Here is a 17,068-nt window from a genome sequence, read left to right as displayed (position 1 = left end):
GCCGTTGAGGCGCAGGCATTCCCGGCGGTAGAACCGGGCGGAAGGAGACACCGATGAGCGACGCCGGGACCATCACGCTTTACGAGGCCGTCGGCGGCGAGGCCGCTGTGCGCGCGCTCACCCGTCGCTTCTACCAGCTGATGGACACGCTTCCCGAGGCGGCGCGATGCCGGGCACTGCATCCGGCGGACCTGTCGAAAAGCGAGGAGACCTTCTACGAGTACCTGACGGGCTGGCTTGGCGGGCCGCCGCTCTACACCAGCAAGCGCGGCCATCCGATGCTCCGGCGCCGGCACTTCGGCGCCTCGATCGGCGCGGCCGAGCGCGACGAATGGCTGCTGTGCTTCACCCGCGCGCTGACGGAGACCGTGCCCGGCGCCGAGGTGCGGCAGGTCATTCTCGAGCCGGTGACGCGGCTTGCCTTCCACATGCAGAACAGGGACGACTGAGATGAGGGCGTTTTCCGTACGCGCGACGGTGGTGCTGGTCGCGGGGGTGATGGGGCTTTACGGCGTGGCAAGCGCCGCCGCCGCCTCGCACGGCGCCGATCCGCGCCTGCTCGGCGGCGCCTCGGCCATGTGCCTGGCGCATGCGCCGGCGCTGCTCGCCCTCGTCGCCGGCTGGCGGCGGATCCCGACCGCCGCCATCGCCGCCCTGCTGCTCGCCTTCGGCACCGCCGGCTTCGCCGCCGACCTGACGCTCCGGCACATGACCGGCCACGGCCTCTTCCCGATGGCCGCGCCGATCTTCGGCCTCACGATGATGGCGGGATGGCTGGCGATCGCGCTCGGCGCCTTCCGGCTCGGCGACGACGCCTGACCGGATCAGGCGGACGCAGCGGGAATAGGCCCGAAGCGCAGGAGGTTTCCATGCGGATCGTGGACATGGAATTCCTCCATGGTCCACGGCTTCAGGCTGATGGCCGCCAAAGGCGCCGGACCACGCTGCCCGACCTCGGCATGGAGCGCGGCGATGCCGCCGCCGCGGAGATGGACGGACGTGGTCTCGCAGCGCGTGCGATCCGCAGTCGTAGAAAGTGCAGATCGATCCCGGGACGGCGCAGGATCAGGCAGCCTTCGTCGGGATGGACCCGTTCGGCAAAACCCAAGCCTGTCACGGCAGAAGGCAAGCGTTTCGTCGAGATCGAGCGACGGCAGGACGGGTAGCACCTCGATGCGATCCGGCGCGTTCACCGGCTCGTCTCTCGTCTTGTTGCGCGGGTGAAAGTCTCACGCCCTCTCGCGCCGACGGGCGCGGCACCCGTCGCTAGGGGGAAAACGTATCACATTGTCGCGCCCCGGCGCGCCCGCAACCGGCGACGGCGAAAGCGGCGGTCGCGTCTCCTCGACGGGGAAGTCCGTGACGTTCGGCGGCCTCTGCGCACGGGCGGCGAGAAGCTCGTAAAGCTCGGGCACGAGCCCGTCGCCGAACTGGCTGGCGAGCTTGTGCAGGCCGATCATCGTGAAGGAATCCGGGCGCCTGTCGTCCATGGCCATTCAACTCCACTCGGACGAGCGGGCGGCGGCCCGTGCCGCCGGCGCGCGCATGGGATGCAGGGGCCGACCGGCGCGTGCCGGCCGAAGGGAGGATCGGCACTTTCCGACGTGTTCCTGCCGGAGCGGGATCGCTTCAGCGTCGGAAGAGGCCGTGAAAACGGAGCATGTGAGCATGGCGGGTGACTGCGTTTTCATCGTTCGACCGATCGGGAGGGGCGCCCGTCGGGCACCGGCTGGCCATTCATGTCCTGCAGGGCGCGCTCGAGGCTCGACTTGCTGCCGTTGCGCAGCGGCACGAAGGCCTTGCCCCACTTCTTGCAGCCGCTCTTCACGCGCATGCAGGCATCGTGGCTGATACAGTCGATCGGGCAGAAGACGCAGTCGACCGAAGGAAGCACCCGGTCGATGCGCGACACCGCCTCGCGCAGGCCGCCATCGTGATGGATGAGCTCTGCGCCGAAGGCCGAGGCGATCTGGCGCAGATGGGCGACCTGGCAATCGCGCCCGCCGACATAGAGGAAACTGCGGACGCGCACGCCCTCGGAAGCGGCCTCCGCTCCGGATCCGCCGCCCGAAGGGCCTGGCGCGCCCCGCCCGGTTTTCCTGCGCTGCTTGTCCCCCATGCGGCCGCCCTCTCGATCATCGTCGTGACGCTCGGGCCTGCATGCTGCACCCCGGCGCGAAGCCTCGTGCTTCGCCATGACGGGACCCTATAAAACATGATAAAAAGAGTAAAGTATAAACATGAGTTTTTTGATCATATTTTATGGTGGAGATCGGAGGCCTCCGCTACGCGGAGGCGGGCATAGGGGCGGCGACCGCGCCGTAAGGGTAAAGATCCGAAGACCGGGCAGGCGTGAAGCGGGAGCGTTTCCAGCCAGGACGAGAGTGCCTCCGCGCGGAAAATCTGCAAGAACCGCGCATTGAACCTGCGACAATGCGGCGATCGCCGGGCCTGCGCTAGAACTTGTAAACCATGGGAATGGTGAAGACCCAGCGGTCGCGACCGACCCCGTCGGGGAACCGGGGAAAAGGTGCCGCGCGCTGCACCGTGTCCACCGCCGCCTGATCGAGGATGGCGGAGCCAGCGCTCTTGACGACGCGGGCATTGAGGATCGCTCCGCTTGCCGCGAGCGTAAACTGGACCTGCACGGTTCCCTGATGCCCTTCCCGCCGCGCGGCGGTCGGATAACGGAAGGCGCGGTTGACCTTTGAACGGACCTTGCCGTTGTAATTCGATACGACCGCATTGCCGGCGTCGCGCCGCTTGCTGCCCGTCCGGCCCGAGGCGGCGGCACTGCCGGTCACCTGTCCGTCGGCGGCACCCTTTCGCTGGCTGGCGGCCGAAGCACCGTCCTCGCCCGTCTGCGCCGGCTTCCGGCGGGCAGGCTTTTCCGCCACTTTCTTCTTGGGCTTTTCCGTCTTGGCCTCGCGCGCCGGCCGGATCTCGCGCACCGGCTCGACCGGAGCGATCTCCTCCGGCTTCGGCGTCGGCACCACCACCGCCTGCGGCGGCAAAGACGCGACGACCTCAGGCTCCTCCGCCAGGACGGGCGGCATCTCTTCGGCCGGCAGGATCACGTCCGCCGCCTGCGGCGGAACGGCGTCTTGCGGCGCGATCTCGCTCATAGTCTCGGCCGGAACCGGGGAGACCGCCGCTTCGGGCGGGATCTCGGCGGCGTCCATCGGCTGGATCGCCTCGCTCGGCGGCAGCGTCGCCGTCTCGACGGGCGGGGTCTCCTCGACAGGCTCGACGGCGGGAGCGATCACGTCGCTGACGGCGCCGGTCTGCAGCGTCTCCTCAAAGGCGGAACCGAGCAGGGCAACCTCCATCGCCTCGCCGCCGGCGATCTCGACGGAAGGCGGAGCGGGCCGCAGAAGGCTCGCGGCGGCGACATGGACGCCCAGCGACAGGACGATGGCCGCCGTCCATTTGATCGCGGTTCTGAATGTCATGGCCGGCCCTCCGTGGCCGTCAACCCTTCAGTTCGGCGCCGGCCTTCGAGCCCGTCTTTAAGGCCTTCATGCAGGCGGACGTGTCCACGCCCTCGCCGGCGCAGACCGGGGTATCGTTGATCAGCAGCCCCTTCAGCCCCTCGCATTTCGTTCCCGAAACATCGAACTGGCGCACCTTCTGCTTGCCGGCCGGCAGATCGCGGAAATCGAGCACGGCCATCCTCTCGACCCGCCCCTGCAGATCGAAAAAGACGAACTCGAAGGAAACCTTGTCGAGCGACCGATCAAGGCCGTTTTCCGCCAGGAATGTCAGCTTGCAGCCGGCGGCGGAAGACGCCAGGGCGTTGAGCTCGACCGAGAGCGTCGCTGCCGTCTCCTGTGCTGCCGCACCCGCCGTCGCAAGAACGCCCGCCAGCATCGCGCCCAGAACCCGCTTCATCGCCATCTCCGCCACTCGCTCGTTTCGAACCTACCTAGTAAAATATGATATTCATAGTCAAGATAAAATCGAAAAGACGAGCAGGAACAATCCCCTTGTCGATACGTTGTCTGGCCGAGGCTCTGGCCAGGCCTTTGCGTTGCCGGTCAGAGATCGTTCCCGTCGCCGGCTTCCCGGCCCCTCCCAGCGAAGAAGGAGCACACATAGATGGCAACCGGCCTTTTCTCCACCTCCCCGAAGAAGCGCAACGGCGCCTTCCTCCATGACAGCGTCGAGGACCAGATCGCGGAGATCCGCCACGACATCGCCGCGCTCGCGCGGCTGCTCTCCGATCGCGGCAACGCGGCAGGGAAGGATGTGAAGGCGAAGGCGCAGCAGGCGCGCGCCGGGGCCGAGGCCGGGATCGGCGACCTTCTCGCCCACGGCGAGCAGCTGATCGACGACCTGCGCGACCGCTATGCCGGCACCGAACGCCAGGTCGTCGCTACGGTCCGCCGCCACCCGATCGCAACGATCGGCGCCGCCGCAGCGCTCGGCATTCTTGTCGCGTCGCTGCTTCGCCGGTGATAGATACGCTGTCCACCATCCGCCGCGCTGCGACCCCGGTCGCGGCGCGGCCGCGTTGACAGGGGCGGACCGTCGCGGCGGACGAGGTGGCGGCACTGCGAGAGGGGAACTGACATCATGGGTTCATGGCTGGCCTTGCTGCCGGGACTGTTTTTCGGCGATATTGACCTGAAACTGCAGAGCTGCAAACGCAATGCGGGCTTTTCCGCCGTCGTGCTGCTGTTCGTCGTCACCGCCTATGTCTTCCTGATGATCGCCGCCGCCATCGCCCTGTCGGCCGTCTATGGCGCGCTCACGGCGAGCCTCATCATCGGCGGCGCCTCGCTCGGTCTCGCCCTCGTGCTGGTCGGCGTGATGGCATCGCTGAATGCCCGCGACCGGCGCATCGCTGCTGAACGGCGGACCCGGAAGGCGGCTGCGACCAATCTGGCAATGGCGACCGGCCTGACCCTCTTCCGGAAGAACCCGCTTGTTGCCGTCGGCGCCGCCATCGCCATCGGCACTGTGCTCGGCCTGACCGTCGGCAAGCGCCGCGACGACGACTGACGTCGCGGCCGTCCCGACAAGGGCAGGGTCACGACTTCGTCCTCTTTTACAGAATCTACGCTTCCAAACGCACGCGGCGGGACGCAGGCTGCCGAGACCATGTCCCGTGAACATGGGTTTACTGGACAGCTCCATCCCTCTCTTTCAACGCATTGTCCGGACGTCAAACCCGGCCCGAACGGACAACCTCCTGAACGCTCATCTTTAGAGCGGCAAGCGGATCAGGGCGGTGACGCCGGCCGGGAGGTATTCGACCTGGACGGAACTGCCGAGAACCTTGTCAAGGCTGCGCTCGATCAGGATCGAGCCGAAACCGCGCCGGGTGGGCGGCGAGACCGGCGGTCCGCCAACCTCGGTCCAGGTCAGGTGGAGGACAGCACCCTCCTCCTCTCGCACGCTGCGTGCCGTGATGACGATCTTGCCGTCCGGCACCGAGAGGGCGCCATACTTTGCCGCATTGGTCGCGAGTTCGTGCAGCACCAGGCCGAGACCGACCGCCTGGTCGGGGCCGAGCAGAATCTCGTCCTTGTGGATTTCGACCTGCTTCGCATAGTCGCGGGTATAGGGCGAGACCTGCTTCATCAGGAGCGGCGACAGACGCACCACGTCCCACTCATGATCGGAGAGCAGCCCGTGCGCCTCGGAAATCGCCTGCAGGCGCCCGGCAAACGCCGTCATGAACTCCTGCGGATCGCTGGTCTGACGCAACGTCTGGCGCGCCAGCGATTGCAGCATGGCGAGCGTGTTCTTCACCCGATGATTGAGTTCGCGCAGCAGCAGCCGGGTGCGCTGGATGGTCTGCTGCTCGGCCGTGACGTCGATGTTGATGCCGAGGAAAAGCGTCGGGTTGCCCTTCTCGTCGCGCTCGTGCACGCGACCGCGGCCGAGCAGCCAGCGGCCTTTCCGGCGTTCGCGGAAGATGCCGTCATATTCTTCGTCGGCCTTCATCGCGGCGCGCAGCCGCTCCATCATCTTGACGCGGTCGTCCGGATGGATCGCCTCGACGATATCGCGCGCATGGATGTCGCGGCCGGCAGGCAGGTTGAACATCCGCATCATCGCTTCGTTGCCGGACACGATGCCGCTGCGCACGTCCCAGCGCCAGCTTCCGACATTGGCGGCCTCCAGCGCCAGCGCATGGCGGCGCTCGTCGCGGGCGAGCGCCTGCTCCGCGATCGCCCGGCGGCGCGCCTCGTCCTTGTATTCCAGGAGCGAGGCGGCAAGCCGCGCCAGATCGCGCAGCTGTTGCATCAGCACCTCTTCGACGGCGGCGCGCGGCGACAGGTCGAAGACGCAGATCGTGCCCACCGGCTGGCCGGCAAGGACGATCGGCACGCCGGCATAGAACGAAAGCCCGGGGGCGCCGACCACACGCCGCTGTCGGCTGAAGCGCGGATCGCGGGCCGCATCGTTGACGACGAGCCCGTCGCGCGCGACGAGCGTGTGCGCACAGAAGCTCTCAAGCGACGGCGCCCGGGTCTCGGACGTTCCGCTGCGCGCGACGAACCACTGGGTCTCGGCACCGACCAGCGTGACGAGGGCCAGCGGCGCATCGAAGAGCCGGGCGGCGACGGCGACGAGCGGCTCGAATTCGGGCGCCTCCGCTGCAGGATCGATCGTCAGGCCCTTGAGAACAGAGAGCCTGTCCGGCGAATTCAACATCGCCTCGACAGGCTCCGGCACCGTCGTCTGCCCGGAGCCGGAACGCATTTCGTCGGCCGACGCCTCCCGCCCTCCGGCGTCACCTTTCGTCCGATCGTCTGTCAATTCAAACCCACGTTCCTTTTGGTCGGCGCATGCGGGGCATCCTCCCCTTCAAAATGCGCCCGTCACCGCTTACGGACGGGACTATCGACGTTACCACCGGCGGCAGCAAGCCGAAAATTTTAGGAAATGAAGGCCCGGGACGTGACCGGAGCCGATGTCGCGTCGGGGCCGTATTCATGCTCGCCGGAAACCTGCAGCATGTCCTGAAGCCGCTGGCGGGCGCGGTTGACGCGGCTCTTGATCGTGCCCAGCGCGCAGCCGCAGATCTCCGCCGCCTCCTCGTAGGAGAAGCCCGAGGCGCCGACGAGGATGATCGCCTCGCGCTGGTCGGGCGGCAGGCGGTCGAGCGCCTGGCGGAAATCCTGCAGGTCGAGCGAGCCGTACTGCGCCGGATGCTGGGCGAGCGATTCGGTGAAGTAGCCGTCGCTGTCCTGCACCTCGCGGCCGCGCTTGCGCATCTGGCTGTAGAGCTCGTTGCGAAGGATGGTGAAGAGCCATGCCTTCATGTTCGTGCCCATCTCGAAGTGGTCCTGCTTCGCCCAGGCCTTCATGATCGTGTCCTGCACCAGATCGTCGGCCCGGTCATGGCGACCGATCAGCGACATGGCAAAGGCACGCAGGCTCGGCAGCGCCGCCAGCATCTCGCGCTTGAAGCCGGAACGGTCCTGCTGTGTGGGTGTCGTCTTATCCCGCTCCATGGTCACGCTTCGTTCCTCATCCGCTCGGCGGACTTGCTTTCGGCGGCGTCGAGCTTCTCGAGCAGGTCGAGAAAGCGGTCTGGAATGGCCTCTTCCTGTACCGAAACATAAAGTGCGCGCAGCTTTTTCGCAATCTGCGCATTAGGATCCCCGGCGAGACTTCTCTCGCCGCGGAACACGCTCGCCCCTGTCGTGTCGTTCATTGCCACTGCCTTCTGGTCCATCTAAGACCGGAAACGCGCGCGCCAAAATTTTGTTCCCGACCCGGAACCTTTTTTTCCGATCGGCGTTCAAACGACATTCGGTACAGAACCGATACCGACTGAGGGAGCCATTCATGTCACTGTCCACCCGCATCGCCCCGCATCTTCCCTATTTGCGGCGCTATGCCCGTGCGCTCACCGGATCGCAGACCTCCGGCGACGCCTATGTCGCAGCCGTTCTGGAGGCGCTGATCGCCGACATTTCGATCTTTCCGGAGACGTCGAGCGACCGGGTCGGCCTCTTCCGTCTGTTCACCAAGCTGTTCGGGTCCTCCTCGGTGCTGGTTCCGGAGCCCGTCTCGCCCTTCGCCTGGGAACAGCGCGCCTCCCTGAACCTTGCCTCCGTGTCCCCCCTGCCCCGGCAGGCCTTCCTGCTCGTCTCCGTCGAGGGCTTTACGCCAGGCGAGGCGGCGGATGTTCTCGAAGTCGACGCCGACCGGATGGCCCATCTGATCGACCGCGCCTCCCAGGAAATCTCGCGGCAGGTCGCGACCGACATCATGATCATCGAGGACGAACCGCTGATCGCCATCGACATCGAGCAGATGGTCGAGAGCCTCGGCCACAACGTCACCGGCATCGCGCGCACCCGCGACGAGGCCGTGGAGCTCTTCGAGAAGACGCAGCCGAGCATGGTGCTCGCCGACATCCAGCTCGCCGACGGCAGCTCGGGCATCGACGCGGTCAACGACATCCTGAAGACGAGCGCGATCCCGGTGATCTTCATCACCGCCTTCCCGGAACGGCTTCTCACCGGCGAGCGTCCGGAACCGACCTTCCTCGTCACCAAGCCGTTCAATCCCGACATGGTGAAGGCCCTGATCAGCCAGGCCCTGTTCTTCAACGAGACGCGAAAGAAAGCGGCCTGAAAAGCCCAGCAATCACCAAGACAGGCGCACCGGTGACGGTCTGCGCCTGTCGCCGCCTTGCGCGCATGCCAAGGGCCATCCGGATGACAAGAAGGCACGTATCGTGACTGAAATGGATCCGCCGTTGCCCTCTTCCGCGCCCGATGCCTGGCGCCTCGGTCTCCTCGACCGGGCGCTCGGCAGGACGGGCGCCGGATACGTCTTCCAGGATGCGGCCGGGACGATGGTCGCCTGCGGCCATGTGCCCGGGGCGATCGGCCCGCAATTGCGCGAGAATGCCGACGAGCGGACGATCTTCGGCGAACGGGACGGCGGGCGCCTCAGGACGACGAGGGAAACGGTCTTTCGCGACCGTTCGAGCCAGACGATCGAGATCGAATGTGCGGCGCGGGCCTCGATCTACCGTTTCGAGCTCGAATATGTCGTCTTCGGCGAGCGTGCGGGCGTCCTCTCCGTGATCACGGACGTGTCGGAGCAGCGCCACCGCGAGCGTATCCTCAAGACGCTGCTGCGAGAGGTCAGCCACCGCTCGAAGAACCTCCTGGCGATCATCCAGGGCATCGCCACGCAGACGGCGCGGCAGGCACGATCCCTCGACAATTTCCTCGTTGCCTTTCGCGGCCGGATCCAGTCGCTGTCGAATTCTCAGGACCTCGTGACCGATTCAAGCTGGCGCGGCGCCTATTTCTTCGAACTCGTCGCGCGCCAGACGTCCGCCTACTGGCCGGCTTCCGCGCCGCCGATGGTGCCGACGGGGCTCAATGCCCATCTGAGCCCCAACGCGGCCCTGCATGTGGGGCTGGCGCTGCACGAACTCATCGTCAATTCCGCCTCGCACGGCACGATCGCCGCCGGCGCCGACGCGATCAGCCTATATTGCGGCGACACGGTCTTCGAGAACGCGCCCGCCATCGAGATCGTCTGGATCGAGCATCTCGCTCCAGCGCGGGCGCCCGTCGGAGAGGGCGAGCCGAGCTTCGGCCGCACCGTTCTGGAGCGCGTCGTTCCCGCCGCGGTCGCAGGCAAGGCCCTCTATCTCTTCTCGCCAGAGCGCGTCGAGTATCACCTGACCCTTCCCGCCCGCGAATACGAGATCCTGCGCGGTACAGGCGAGGCCTGAGCCGTCGCTTCAGGCCGGAAGGACGGATGCACGTCCTTCCCGCGCCGTGCGAGGGAGGCCGCCTTTTTCGATGGATGTACTGAAAAAGAAACAGCCAGTGCCGAGGGGAGGCACTGGCTGATAACACAACTCACCGGGGGGGCGTGTGAGTTGAGAGAGACGGAGAGTGGGGGCGCTTCGCATTGGGGGCGGTGCGAAGCCTCTTCCGTACAGCCCAAGAACGGCGAAGCAGGCGAAAAGGTTCCGGGCGCCCGACGAAAAAACGCAAGGACCGCAGGAAGGTTTTCAGGCAGCCGGTCCGGCCCGACCGCCGCGCCCGATCGCATCGAGTTCCGCGCGGTGGCGCAGCATCGCCAGGTAGCAGGCATAGTCCCGGTCATAGGCGCCGCGCCGTGCGGGATCCGGAAGGTATTCCTGCCCTTCCGGGCTCATCGCCGCGCCGGCGCCGGCGAGCGTGTCGTGAAGACCTGCGGCGACGGCGGCGCCGATCGCCGTGCCGAGCAGCACCGCATCGACCGCATCGGCGGCGGCCACGCGGCAGCCGGTGATGTCGCTGTAGAGTTCCATCAGCAGCGGGTTTCGCAAGTGTCCGCCGGTCGCGTGCAGGCAGTCCGGCGCATAGCCGGCCTGCCGCATCATGTCGAGGATATGGCGAAGCCCGAGAGCGATGCCGACGGCGGTGCGCCAGTAGAGCCGGCAGAGCGCGTCGAAGGAGGCATCGAGCGTCAGGCCGGAGACGACGCCGACCGCATGCGGATCGGCAAGCGGCGAGCGGTTGCCGTGGAAATCCGGCAGCACATGCAGCCGGCCGCCGAATTCGTCGCCGTGAAGCGCGCGCAGTTCGCGCACCCGCGCGATAATCCGGGCATGCAGCGCCGCGTCCGGCTCGCCGCCGGCACTGTGGCTGCGCACGATATGGTCGAGCAGCGCCCCGGTGGCGGACTGGCCGGCCTCGACCAGCCAGAGCGACGGCAGAACCGCCTCGTAATAGGGCCCCCACAATCCGAAAGCGGGCTTCATCTCCCGGGCGAACGCGACGATGCAGCTCGACGTGCCGCCGACCAGCGCCATCTGCCCCTCAAGGTCGCCCGGGACCCGGGCGAACCGGCCGAGCACGCCGAGCGCGCCGGCATAGGCGTCGATCAGGCCGGCCGCGACGCGGCAGTCGGTGTCGAGGCCGAGGCCGGCTGCCGCCTCGGGGGTCAGCGTGCCGACCGCCGTTCCGGGCAGCGCCGTGTTCTCAGGAAGCCCGGTGCGGGCCAGCAGATCCTCAAGGCCGATCGCGGCGAGGAAGCTCTCGTCCCAGCCCTTCGACCGGTGGGACAGGTAGTTCCATTTCGCCGTCAGCGTGCTGCGCGAGCGCGCGGCACTGCCGGTCGCCCGCCAGGTCATGAAATCGGCGAGATCGAAGACGAGGCCCGCCTTTTCCCACTGCTCCGGCAGGTTGCGCTTCAGCCACATCAGCTTCGGCATTTCCATTTCCGGGGAAAGGACGCCGCCGGAATGAACCAGCACGGGATGGCCGGTCGCGGTGCAGTCGTCGGCTTCCTTCAGGGCGCGATGGTCGAGCCAGACGATCGTGTCCCAGCGCCGGTGGCCTTGCGCGTTGACCGAGAGCGGCGCGCCGGCGCCGTCGCGCACGACGAGCGAGCAGGTGGCATCGAAACCGATCGCGGCGATCCGCGCCTCGCCGACGCCGGCCTTGGCCCGCGCGGTGCGCACCGCGATGCAGACGGCGGTCCAAATGTTTTCCGAATCATGTTCGGCGACGTTTTCCGCGGGACGGTTCATCTCGATCGGGTAGTCCGCCCGGCCGATGAGCAGCCCATGGCGGTCGAAGACACCGGCGCGCGCGCTGCCCGTGCCGATATCGACCGCGACGATCAGATCCCGCATGGAATGCCGCTTCTCCTGCCTCGATTCCGGCACATTGCTCCGACGACGACCCGTCGCCTATGGTCAGCGCACCGCTTCTCCCGCGACAAACTGGCCCAATTCCCGCATGTCGTCAAACAGGAGATCCGGCCCGAGGCCCTGAAGCATCCGGCGGTGGGCCGCGTCGCGGGAGTGGGACGCACCGGCATAGGCGAAGACGCGCATGCCGGCCGCCTTCGCCGCCGCAATCCCCGCCGGGCTGTCCTCGATGACGACGCAGGCGGAAGGCGAAACACCCATCGAACGGCTGGCGTGGAGGAAGAGATCCGGCGCCGGCTTGCCGCGGCTGACCATGGTGGCGCTGAAGATGTTCGGCTCGAACAGGTCGATGAGGCCGGTGACCGTCAGCGACAGCCGGATGCGCTCCGGCTGGCTCGAGGAGGCGACGCAATGGGGAACGGGCAGGCGGCGCACCGCCTCGGCGATGCCCTCGACCGGCTGCAGCTCGGCCCGGAACCGCGCATAGAGCGAGGTCCGCACCCGTTCGAGAAACTCGTCGCCGGCGGCAAAACCGTATTCGGCGCTCAGGACCTCGCACATGCTCTTCATGCTGCGACCAAGGAAGCGCTCGGTCACGTCCGGCAGGCTCATCGTCACGCCGGAGGCGGCGAGTTCGGCGACGAGCACCGCCATCGAGATCGGCTCGCTGTCGACGAGCACGCCGTCGCAGTCGAAGATCACAAGGCCGATCGGCGGGCCGACGGGGGGACGGATGGGAGAGGAAGAAGGTGTCGCCATGCTCCGGCCTTTACCGCAAGCCGGCGGCGGCATCAACCACGATGCCGCCGTCGCCGCGCCGCCGGGCATCTGCCGGGCCGGGCGACACGCCTCAGTCCGCCAGGCTGCCGTCGAGATAGGCGGACAGCGTTTCCCGCGTCCCCTTCTCGTAGAGATGGCGCAGCGCGCGGGCGAACCGGCGGCGGAACAGGTCCGACGTCGCGACCTCGCCGAAGATGTCGGACAGTGCGAGGAAGGCATCCGGATCGGACTTCGCCGCGAGCGCCGCCGCCTGCAGCCGCTCGGCGCTGGCATCGTTGAAGACGATCGCCTTGCCGCTGTCGGAGGTCCCCTCGAAATAGCGGCACCAGAGCGCCGAGACGAGCGCCAGGCCGACGACGTCCTCGCCCGCGGCCAGCCGGTCGGCGGTCGAGGGCAGGATGAATTTCGGCTGGCGGTTCGAGCCGTCCTGGGCGAGACGCGGGATGGTGTCGCCGATCTTCGGATTGGAGAAGCGGCTCTCGATCAGGGTGTAGTAGTCCCGAAGGTCCGTATCGGGCACCGGCGGGATGACAGGAATGATCTCCTCGGTCTCGAGCTTGGCGAGGAAGGCGCGGATCAGCGGTTCCTCCATCGCTTCATGGACGAAATGGATGTCGAGGAGCGAAGCCGGATAGGCGATCGCCGCATGGCCGCCGTTGAGGATGCGGATCTTCATGTGCTCGTAAGGGGCGACGTCCGGGACGAACTGCACGCCGACCTTTTCCAGGGCCGGGCGTCCCTGCGGAAATTTGTCCTCGAGCACCCACTGCTTGAACTCCTCGCAGAAGACCGGCCAGTTGTCCTCGATACCGTAGTCCGACGCGGTGACGTCGATCTCGCGCCTGCTGGTCGCCGGGGTGATGCGATCGACCATGCCGTTCGGGAAGGCGACGTTTTCATCGATCCAGTCGGCGAGCGCCGGATCGGACAGGCGGGCAAGACCGACGACGGCGGCGTGGGTGACCTCGCCATTGCCGGGGATGTTGTCGCAGGACATCACGGTGAAGGGCGGCACGCCCGCCTCCCTTCGCGCCTTCAGTCCGGCGATCACCAGGCCGAACACGGTTTTCGGCGCCTCGGGATGGGCGGCGTCCGCCGCGATCGCGGGGTGCTCGGGGTTGAACCGGCCCGAGGCCGGATCGATGAAGTAGCCGCCCTCGGTGATGGTCATCGAGACGATGCGGATCTGCGGATCGGCGAGCCGGGCGATCGTCGCCGCCGGATTGCCGGGCGAGAGATAGTCGATCATCGCGCCCGTCACATGGGCGGCGGTGCGGTTGTTGTCCTGCTCGACGACGGTCGTCAGATAGTCCTGCTCGGCGAGCCGGGCGCGCATCGTCTCGTCCGAGGGGAGCACGCCGGCGCCGATGATCGCCCAGTCATGGTCGAGGCCGCTGTTGAACAGGTCGTCGAGATAGACCGCCTGGTGGGCACGGTGGAAGTTGCCGACGCCGAAATGGACGATGCCCGGCTTCAGGCTCGCCCGCGCATAGGCCGGGATGCCCGCCCTGTCCTTGATGGCGTCGAGAGTGGCAAGCGAGAGTTTGGTCGTCATGGGTCTCTTCCTTTGCTGCGCGGGGCAGAACGGGTCCGGCTGGAGAAAAAGGCAGTCCCGGCGGGTATCGCGCGACACGGGGAATGCCCGAAGCGCGGCGTTGCCGGATGCTCCTCCTCCATCCGGCAGCCGGTGATTCGCGGCTGACGGCAGCCTTTTAGCGGATCGCCTTGCCCTTGTCGTCAAAACGGTGGATACGGGCCGGATCCGGCGTCAGATAGACCGTGTCGCCATGGGCGACCGGCGTGTCGCCGCCGGCGCGCACCGTCATCATGCCGATCGTGTCCACGTTGACATGGAGGAACGTGTCGGAGCCGAGGTGCTCGGCGACACCGACGGTGCCGCGCCACTGGCCCGTGTCCCGCGAGAGCGCCAGGTGCTCCGGCCGGACGCCGACGGTGGCGGCCTTGTAGGGCGCGGCCAGCGTACCGGTGACGAAATTCATCCGCGGCGAGCCGATGAAGCCGGCGACGAAGAGGTTGTCGGGCCGGTTGTAGAGATCCATCGGCGAGCCGACCTGCTCGATATTGCCTGATTGCAGTACGACGATCTTGTCGGCCATCGTCATCGCCTCGACCTGGTCGTGGGTGACGTAGATCATCGTCGTCTTCAGTTGATGATGCAGTTCGCTGATCTCGAGGCGCATCGTGCCGCGAAGTGCTGCGTCGAGGTTCGACAGCGGCTCGTCGAAGAGGAAGGCCGAGGGCTCGCGCACGATGGCGCGGCCGATGGCGACGCGCTGGCGCTGGCCGCCGGAGAGCTGGCCCGGCCGGCGTTCGAGATAGCTGGTGAGGTTGAGGACGCGGGCGGCCTCCTTCACCTTCCTGTCGATCGCGGCCGGATCCATCTTCGCCATCTTCAGCGGGAAGGCGATGTTCTTGTACACGGTCATGTGCGGATAGAGCGCGTAGGACTGGAACACCATGGCGAGCCCGCGTTTTGCCGGTGCCGCGCCCGTGACGTCGCGCCCGTCGATCTCGATCGTGCCGCTCGTCGTGTCCTCCAGACCGGCGATCAGGCGCAGCAGCGTCGACTTGCCGCAACCCGACGGGCCGACGAAGACGACGAACTCGCCGTCGTTGATGGTGAGGTCGATGCCCGGAATGACCTGGGTGGCGCCGAACGACTTGTTGACCTTCTTGAGTACGATATTTCCCATTTTGTCCCTCCCCGCTTTTTTCCGCGGTATCGATTTACTTGACGGCGCCGAAGGTCAGGCCGCGAACGAGCTGCTTCTGGCTGAACCATCCCATGATCAGGATCGGCGCGATGGCGAGCGTGGAGGCCGCCGAGAGTTTTGCCCAGAACAGACCCTGCGGGCTGGAGAACGAGCTGATGAAGGCCGTCAGCGGCGCCGCATTGGTCGCCGTCAGCCGGATCGTCCAGAACGCCTCGTTCCAGGCGAGGATGATGTTGAGCAGCATGGTGGAGGCGATCCCCGGCACCGCCATCGGCGTCAGCACGTGGACGATCTCGTTCCAGAGCGAGGCGCCGTCCATCCGCGAGGCTTCCAGGATCTCGCCGGGGATTTCGCGGAAGTAGGTGTAGAGCATCCAGACGACGATCGGCAGGTTGATCATCGTCAGCATCACGGTCAGGCCGAAGAGCGAATCGAGCAGGCCGAGATCGCGGAAGATGATGTAGATCGGGAAGAGCACGGCGACCGCCGGCATCATCTTCGTCGACAGCATCCACATGAGGATGTCTTTCGTGCGCCGGGTCGGCGAGAACGCCATCGACCAGGCCGCCGGAATGGCGATCAGCAGCGCGAGCAGCGTCGAGCCGACCGAGATGACGACCGAATTGAAGAACGGCCGGAAGTAATTGTACTGGCCCTGCACCGCCGCATAGCTTTCGAGCGTGCCGGACGGGATAAGCCGGAAGCCGGCGATCGCCTCGGTCTCGGACTTGAACGAGGTGATGATCGTGTAGAGGATCGGGAAGAAGATGATCAGTGCCACGATCCAGGCGGCGACGGTGAAGACGACCTTGCGTCTCGTGCTGACAGCGCGTGCCATGGGCTTGTCCCCCCGTTAGCGGTCGAGATTCTTGCCGACCGCGCGCATGGCGAAGAAGGCGACGATGTTGGCGAGGATAACGGCGATGATGCCGCCGGCGGAGGCCTGGCCGATCTTAAATTCGAGCGAGGCCTTCTGGTAGACGAGGAACGGCAGGTTGGTGGAGGCGTAGCCCGGGCCGCCATTGGTCGTGACGAGGATCTCGGCATAGACCGCCAGCAGGAAGATCGTCTGGATCAGGATGACGACGGTGATCGCCCGCGACATGTGCGGCAGCGTCAGGTAGATGAAGCGCGACAGGAAGCTGGCGCCGTCCATCTCGGCCGCCTCCTTCTGCTCGCCATCGAGCGACTGCAGCGAGGTGAGCAGGATCAGCGTGGCGAAGGGCAGCCACTGCCAGGCGACGATCATGATCACCGAGAAAAGCGGCAGCTGCGCGAACCAGTCGATCGGCGCGACGCCGAAGAAGCGGGCAATGTCGGCGAAGACGCCGTAGCCCGGATGCATGATCATGTTCTTCCAGACCAGTGCGGCGACCGGCGGCATGACGAAGAAGGGCGAGATCACCAGGATGCGCACGATCCCCTGGCCGAAGATCGGCTGGTCGAGCAGAAGCGCCAGAAGGATGCCGCCGACGACCGTGATGACGAGCACGCTCCCGACGATCAGCAGAGTATTCAGGATCGCCTGGAAGAAGGCCGGGTTCGAATAGAACAGCGCATAATTGGCGAAGCCGACGAAGCCGTCGCGCATCGGGTTGAGCGGATTGTACTGCTGGAACGAGAACCACAGCGTGAACGCCAGCGGCACGATCATCCAGACCAGGAGCAGAAGCACGGAGGGCGCGAGCATGACGCGCGCCAGCGAACTGGTATTTTGCGTGGCCATCGGGATTAGGTCTCCTCTCCCCGTCATCGACGTCTTTTGTCTTTATCGAAATCTCGTCTGGCGACGGCGGCGGGGCGGACGCATCGGGATCGTCGGCGCTTCGCACGTCCGGGTCGCCGGCCGGGAGTGCGCCGTCAGCGCCATCCGGCAATGCAGTGCGATGAAACAGGCATGGCACCGTGGCCGATCGAC

Annotated in this window: 20 protein-coding genes; 7 read left to right on the top strand and 13 right to left on the bottom strand. The window is 66.6% G+C overall.

The genetic code is table 11. The features are described from left to right. Positions 1-53 precede the first annotated feature (53 nt). The 3 genes from ACEVQ6_RS03375 to ACEVQ6_RS03365 are packed head-to-tail and all read left to right on the top strand — an operon-like array spanning position 54 to position 1,166. Positions 54-449, top strand: a complete 396-nt coding sequence (locus ACEVQ6_RS03375; RefSeq protein ID WP_374887492.1) for a group II truncated hemoglobin — start codon at positions 54-56, stop codon at positions 447-449. Position 450: 1 nt separating this feature from the next. Further along, positions 451-819, top strand: a complete 369-nt coding sequence (locus ACEVQ6_RS03370; protein ID WP_374887491.1) for a DUF423 domain-containing protein — start codon at positions 451-453, stop codon at positions 817-819. Between the two features lie 50 nt (positions 820-869). Further along, on the top strand, positions 870-1,166 hold the full coding sequence (locus ACEVQ6_RS03365; protein ID WP_374887490.1) for a hypothetical protein: 297 nt from the start codon (positions 870-872) through the stop codon (positions 1,164-1,166). A 63-nt stretch (positions 1,167-1,229) separates the two neighbouring features. On the opposite strand, the gene ACEVQ6_RS03360 is transcribed toward ACEVQ6_RS03365, so the two are convergent. The 4 genes from ACEVQ6_RS03360 to ACEVQ6_RS03345 form a co-directional block, all read right to left on the bottom strand. Then, positions 1,230-1,490 (bottom strand): hypothetical protein, encoded by a 261-nt coding sequence (locus ACEVQ6_RS03360; protein WP_374887489.1) that lies wholly within the window; start codon positions 1,488-1,490, stop codon positions 1,230-1,232. Between the two features lie 197 nt (positions 1,491-1,687). Beyond that, positions 1,688-2,119 (bottom strand): DUF2325 domain-containing protein, encoded by a 432-nt coding sequence (locus tag ACEVQ6_RS03355; protein ID WP_374887488.1) that lies wholly within the window; start codon positions 2,117-2,119, stop codon positions 1,688-1,690. A 337-nt stretch (positions 2,120-2,456) separates the two neighbouring features. Next, positions 2,457-3,452, bottom strand: a complete 996-nt coding sequence (locus tag ACEVQ6_RS03350) for an energy transducer TonB family protein (RefSeq protein ID WP_374887487.1) — start codon at positions 3,450-3,452, stop codon at positions 2,457-2,459. A gap of 19 nt (positions 3,453-3,471) precedes the next feature. Continuing rightward, positions 3,472-3,891 (bottom strand): hypothetical protein, encoded by a 420-nt coding sequence (locus ACEVQ6_RS03345; RefSeq protein ID WP_374887486.1) that lies wholly within the window; start codon positions 3,889-3,891, stop codon positions 3,472-3,474. A gap of 207 nt (positions 3,892-4,098) precedes the next feature. On the opposite strand from ACEVQ6_RS03345, the gene ACEVQ6_RS03340 reads away from it, so the two are divergent. Together ACEVQ6_RS03340 and ACEVQ6_RS03335 are read left to right on the top strand one after the other, a co-directional pair. Continuing rightward, complete coding sequence (locus ACEVQ6_RS03340; protein WP_374887485.1) at positions 4,099-4,458, top strand: DUF883 family protein; 360 nt, start codon at positions 4,099-4,101, stop codon at positions 4,456-4,458. Between the two features lie 117 nt (positions 4,459-4,575). Continuing rightward, complete coding sequence (locus tag ACEVQ6_RS03335; protein WP_374887484.1) at positions 4,576-5,004, top strand: hypothetical protein; 429 nt, start codon at positions 4,576-4,578, stop codon at positions 5,002-5,004. A gap of 204 nt (positions 5,005-5,208) precedes the next feature. On the opposite strand, the gene ACEVQ6_RS03330 is transcribed toward ACEVQ6_RS03335, so the two are convergent. The 3 genes from ACEVQ6_RS03330 to ACEVQ6_RS03320 form a co-directional block, all read right to left on the bottom strand. Next, positions 5,209-6,714, bottom strand: a complete 1,506-nt coding sequence (locus ACEVQ6_RS03330) for a sensor histidine kinase (RefSeq protein ID WP_374887483.1) — start codon at positions 6,712-6,714, stop codon at positions 5,209-5,211. A 176-nt stretch (positions 6,715-6,890) separates the two neighbouring features. Then, complete coding sequence (locus ACEVQ6_RS03325; protein ID WP_374887789.1) at positions 6,891-7,469, bottom strand: RNA polymerase sigma factor; 579 nt, start codon at positions 7,467-7,469, stop codon at positions 6,891-6,893. A 2-nt stretch (positions 7,470-7,471) separates the two neighbouring features. Beyond that, positions 7,472-7,672: a NepR family anti-sigma factor gene (locus tag ACEVQ6_RS03320; protein ID WP_374887482.1), complete on the bottom strand. Its 201-nt coding sequence runs from the start codon at positions 7,670-7,672 to the stop codon at positions 7,472-7,474. 134 nt (positions 7,673-7,806) lie between these two features. Here ACEVQ6_RS03320 and ACEVQ6_RS03315 point away from each other — a divergent pair, with 134 nt between their 5' ends. After that, positions 7,807-8,601, top strand: a complete 795-nt coding sequence (locus ACEVQ6_RS03315) for a response regulator (RefSeq protein ID WP_374887481.1) — start codon at positions 7,807-7,809, stop codon at positions 8,599-8,601. 112 nt (positions 8,602-8,713) lie between these two features. After that, complete coding sequence (locus ACEVQ6_RS03310) at positions 8,714-9,721, top strand: sensor histidine kinase (RefSeq protein ID WP_374887788.1); 1,008 nt, start codon at positions 8,714-8,716, stop codon at positions 9,719-9,721. 285 nt (positions 9,722-10,006) lie between these two features. Here the strand turns inward: ACEVQ6_RS03310 and ACEVQ6_RS03305 are convergent, their stop codons facing one another. From ACEVQ6_RS03305 to ACEVQ6_RS03280, 6 genes are all read right to left on the bottom strand, one after another. Beyond that, complete coding sequence (locus ACEVQ6_RS03305) at positions 10,007-11,617, bottom strand: FGGY-family carbohydrate kinase (protein WP_374887480.1); 1,611 nt, start codon at positions 11,615-11,617, stop codon at positions 10,007-10,009. Between the two features lie 63 nt (positions 11,618-11,680). Then, positions 11,681-12,394, bottom strand: coding sequence for an HAD family hydrolase (locus ACEVQ6_RS03300; RefSeq protein WP_374887479.1), 714 nt, complete (start codon positions 12,392-12,394; stop codon positions 11,681-11,683). A gap of 91 nt (positions 12,395-12,485) precedes the next feature. Continuing rightward, the gene (locus tag ACEVQ6_RS03295; RefSeq protein ID WP_374887478.1) at positions 12,486-13,970 is read right to left on the bottom strand and encodes a mannitol dehydrogenase family protein; all 1,485 of its coding nucleotides are present in this window, start codon (positions 13,968-13,970) and stop codon (positions 12,486-12,488) included. A 157-nt stretch (positions 13,971-14,127) separates the two neighbouring features. Beyond that, positions 14,128-15,129, bottom strand: a complete 1,002-nt coding sequence (locus tag ACEVQ6_RS03290; protein ID WP_374887477.1) for an ABC transporter ATP-binding protein — start codon at positions 15,127-15,129, stop codon at positions 14,128-14,130. 34 nt (positions 15,130-15,163) lie between these two features. Continuing rightward, positions 15,164-15,988 (bottom strand): carbohydrate ABC transporter permease, encoded by an 825-nt coding sequence (locus ACEVQ6_RS03285; protein ID WP_374887476.1) that lies wholly within the window; start codon positions 15,986-15,988, stop codon positions 15,164-15,166. Between the two features lie 15 nt (positions 15,989-16,003). Then, positions 16,004-16,876, bottom strand: coding sequence for a carbohydrate ABC transporter permease (locus ACEVQ6_RS03280; protein WP_374887475.1), 873 nt, complete (start codon positions 16,874-16,876; stop codon positions 16,004-16,006). Positions 16,877-17,068: the final 192 nt, after the last annotated feature.

The sequence above is a fragment of the Ensifer soli genome (assembly GCF_041928815.1).
Classification (GTDB): domain Bacteria; phylum Pseudomonadota; class Alphaproteobacteria; order Rhizobiales; family Rhizobiaceae; genus JBHFEI01.
Note: the sequence above shows the minus strand (reverse complement) of the source record. Positions and strands in the feature narration are given on the sequence as shown.

Bases quoted from the DNA above. Each gene is read 5' to 3' on its own strand.
- ACEVQ6_RS03375 (WP_374887492.1), top strand. From the start codon at position 54: ATGAGCGACGCCGGGACCATCACGCTTTACGAGGCCGTCGGCGGCGAG.
- ACEVQ6_RS03370 (WP_374887491.1), top strand. From the start codon at position 451: ATGAGGGCGTTTTCCGTACGCGCGACGGTGGTGCTGGTCGCGGGGGTG.
- ACEVQ6_RS03365 (WP_374887490.1), top strand. From the start codon at position 870: ATGCGGATCGTGGACATGGAATTCCTCCATGGTCCACGGCTTCAGGCT.
- ACEVQ6_RS03360 (WP_374887489.1), bottom strand. From the start codon at position 1,490: ATGGACGACAGGCGCCCGGATTCCTTCACGATGATCGGCCTGCACAAG.
- ACEVQ6_RS03355 (WP_374887488.1), bottom strand. From the start codon at position 2,119: ATGGGGGACAAGCAGCGCAGGAAAACCGGGCGGGGCGCGCCAGGCCCT.
- ACEVQ6_RS03350 (WP_374887487.1), bottom strand. From the start codon at position 3,452: ATGACATTCAGAACCGCGATCAAATGGACGGCGGCCATCGTCCTGTCG.
- ACEVQ6_RS03345 (WP_374887486.1), bottom strand. From the start codon at position 3,891: ATGAAGCGGGTTCTGGGCGCGATGCTGGCGGGCGTTCTTGCGACGGCG.
- ACEVQ6_RS03340 (WP_374887485.1), top strand. From the start codon at position 4,099: ATGGCAACCGGCCTTTTCTCCACCTCCCCGAAGAAGCGCAACGGCGCC.
- ACEVQ6_RS03335 (WP_374887484.1), top strand. From the start codon at position 4,576: ATGGGTTCATGGCTGGCCTTGCTGCCGGGACTGTTTTTCGGCGATATT.
- ACEVQ6_RS03330 (WP_374887483.1), bottom strand. From the start codon at position 6,714: ATGCGTTCCGGCTCCGGGCAGACGACGGTGCCGGAGCCTGTCGAGGCG.
- ACEVQ6_RS03325 (WP_374887789.1), bottom strand. From the start codon at position 7,469: ATGGAGCGGGATAAGACGACACCCACACAGCAGGACCGTTCCGGCTTC.
- ACEVQ6_RS03320 (WP_374887482.1), bottom strand. From the start codon at position 7,672: ATGAACGACACGACAGGGGCGAGCGTGTTCCGCGGCGAGAGAAGTCTC.
- ACEVQ6_RS03315 (WP_374887481.1), top strand. From the start codon at position 7,807: ATGTCACTGTCCACCCGCATCGCCCCGCATCTTCCCTATTTGCGGCGC.
- ACEVQ6_RS03310 (WP_374887788.1), top strand. From the start codon at position 8,714: ATGGATCCGCCGTTGCCCTCTTCCGCGCCCGATGCCTGGCGCCTCGGT.
- ACEVQ6_RS03305 (WP_374887480.1), bottom strand. From the start codon at position 11,617: ATGCGGGATCTGATCGTCGCGGTCGATATCGGCACGGGCAGCGCGCGC.
- ACEVQ6_RS03300 (WP_374887479.1), bottom strand. From the start codon at position 12,394: ATGGCGACACCTTCTTCCTCTCCCATCCGTCCCCCCGTCGGCCCGCCG.
- ACEVQ6_RS03295 (WP_374887478.1), bottom strand. From the start codon at position 13,970: ATGACGACCAAACTCTCGCTTGCCACTCTCGACGCCATCAAGGACAGG.
- ACEVQ6_RS03290 (WP_374887477.1), bottom strand. From the start codon at position 15,129: ATGGGAAATATCGTACTCAAGAAGGTCAACAAGTCGTTCGGCGCCACC.
- ACEVQ6_RS03285 (WP_374887476.1), bottom strand. From the start codon at position 15,988: ATGGCACGCGCTGTCAGCACGAGACGCAAGGTCGTCTTCACCGTCGCC.
- ACEVQ6_RS03280 (WP_374887475.1), bottom strand. From the start codon at position 16,876: ATGGCCACGCAAAATACCAGTTCGCTGGCGCGCGTCATGCTCGCGCCC.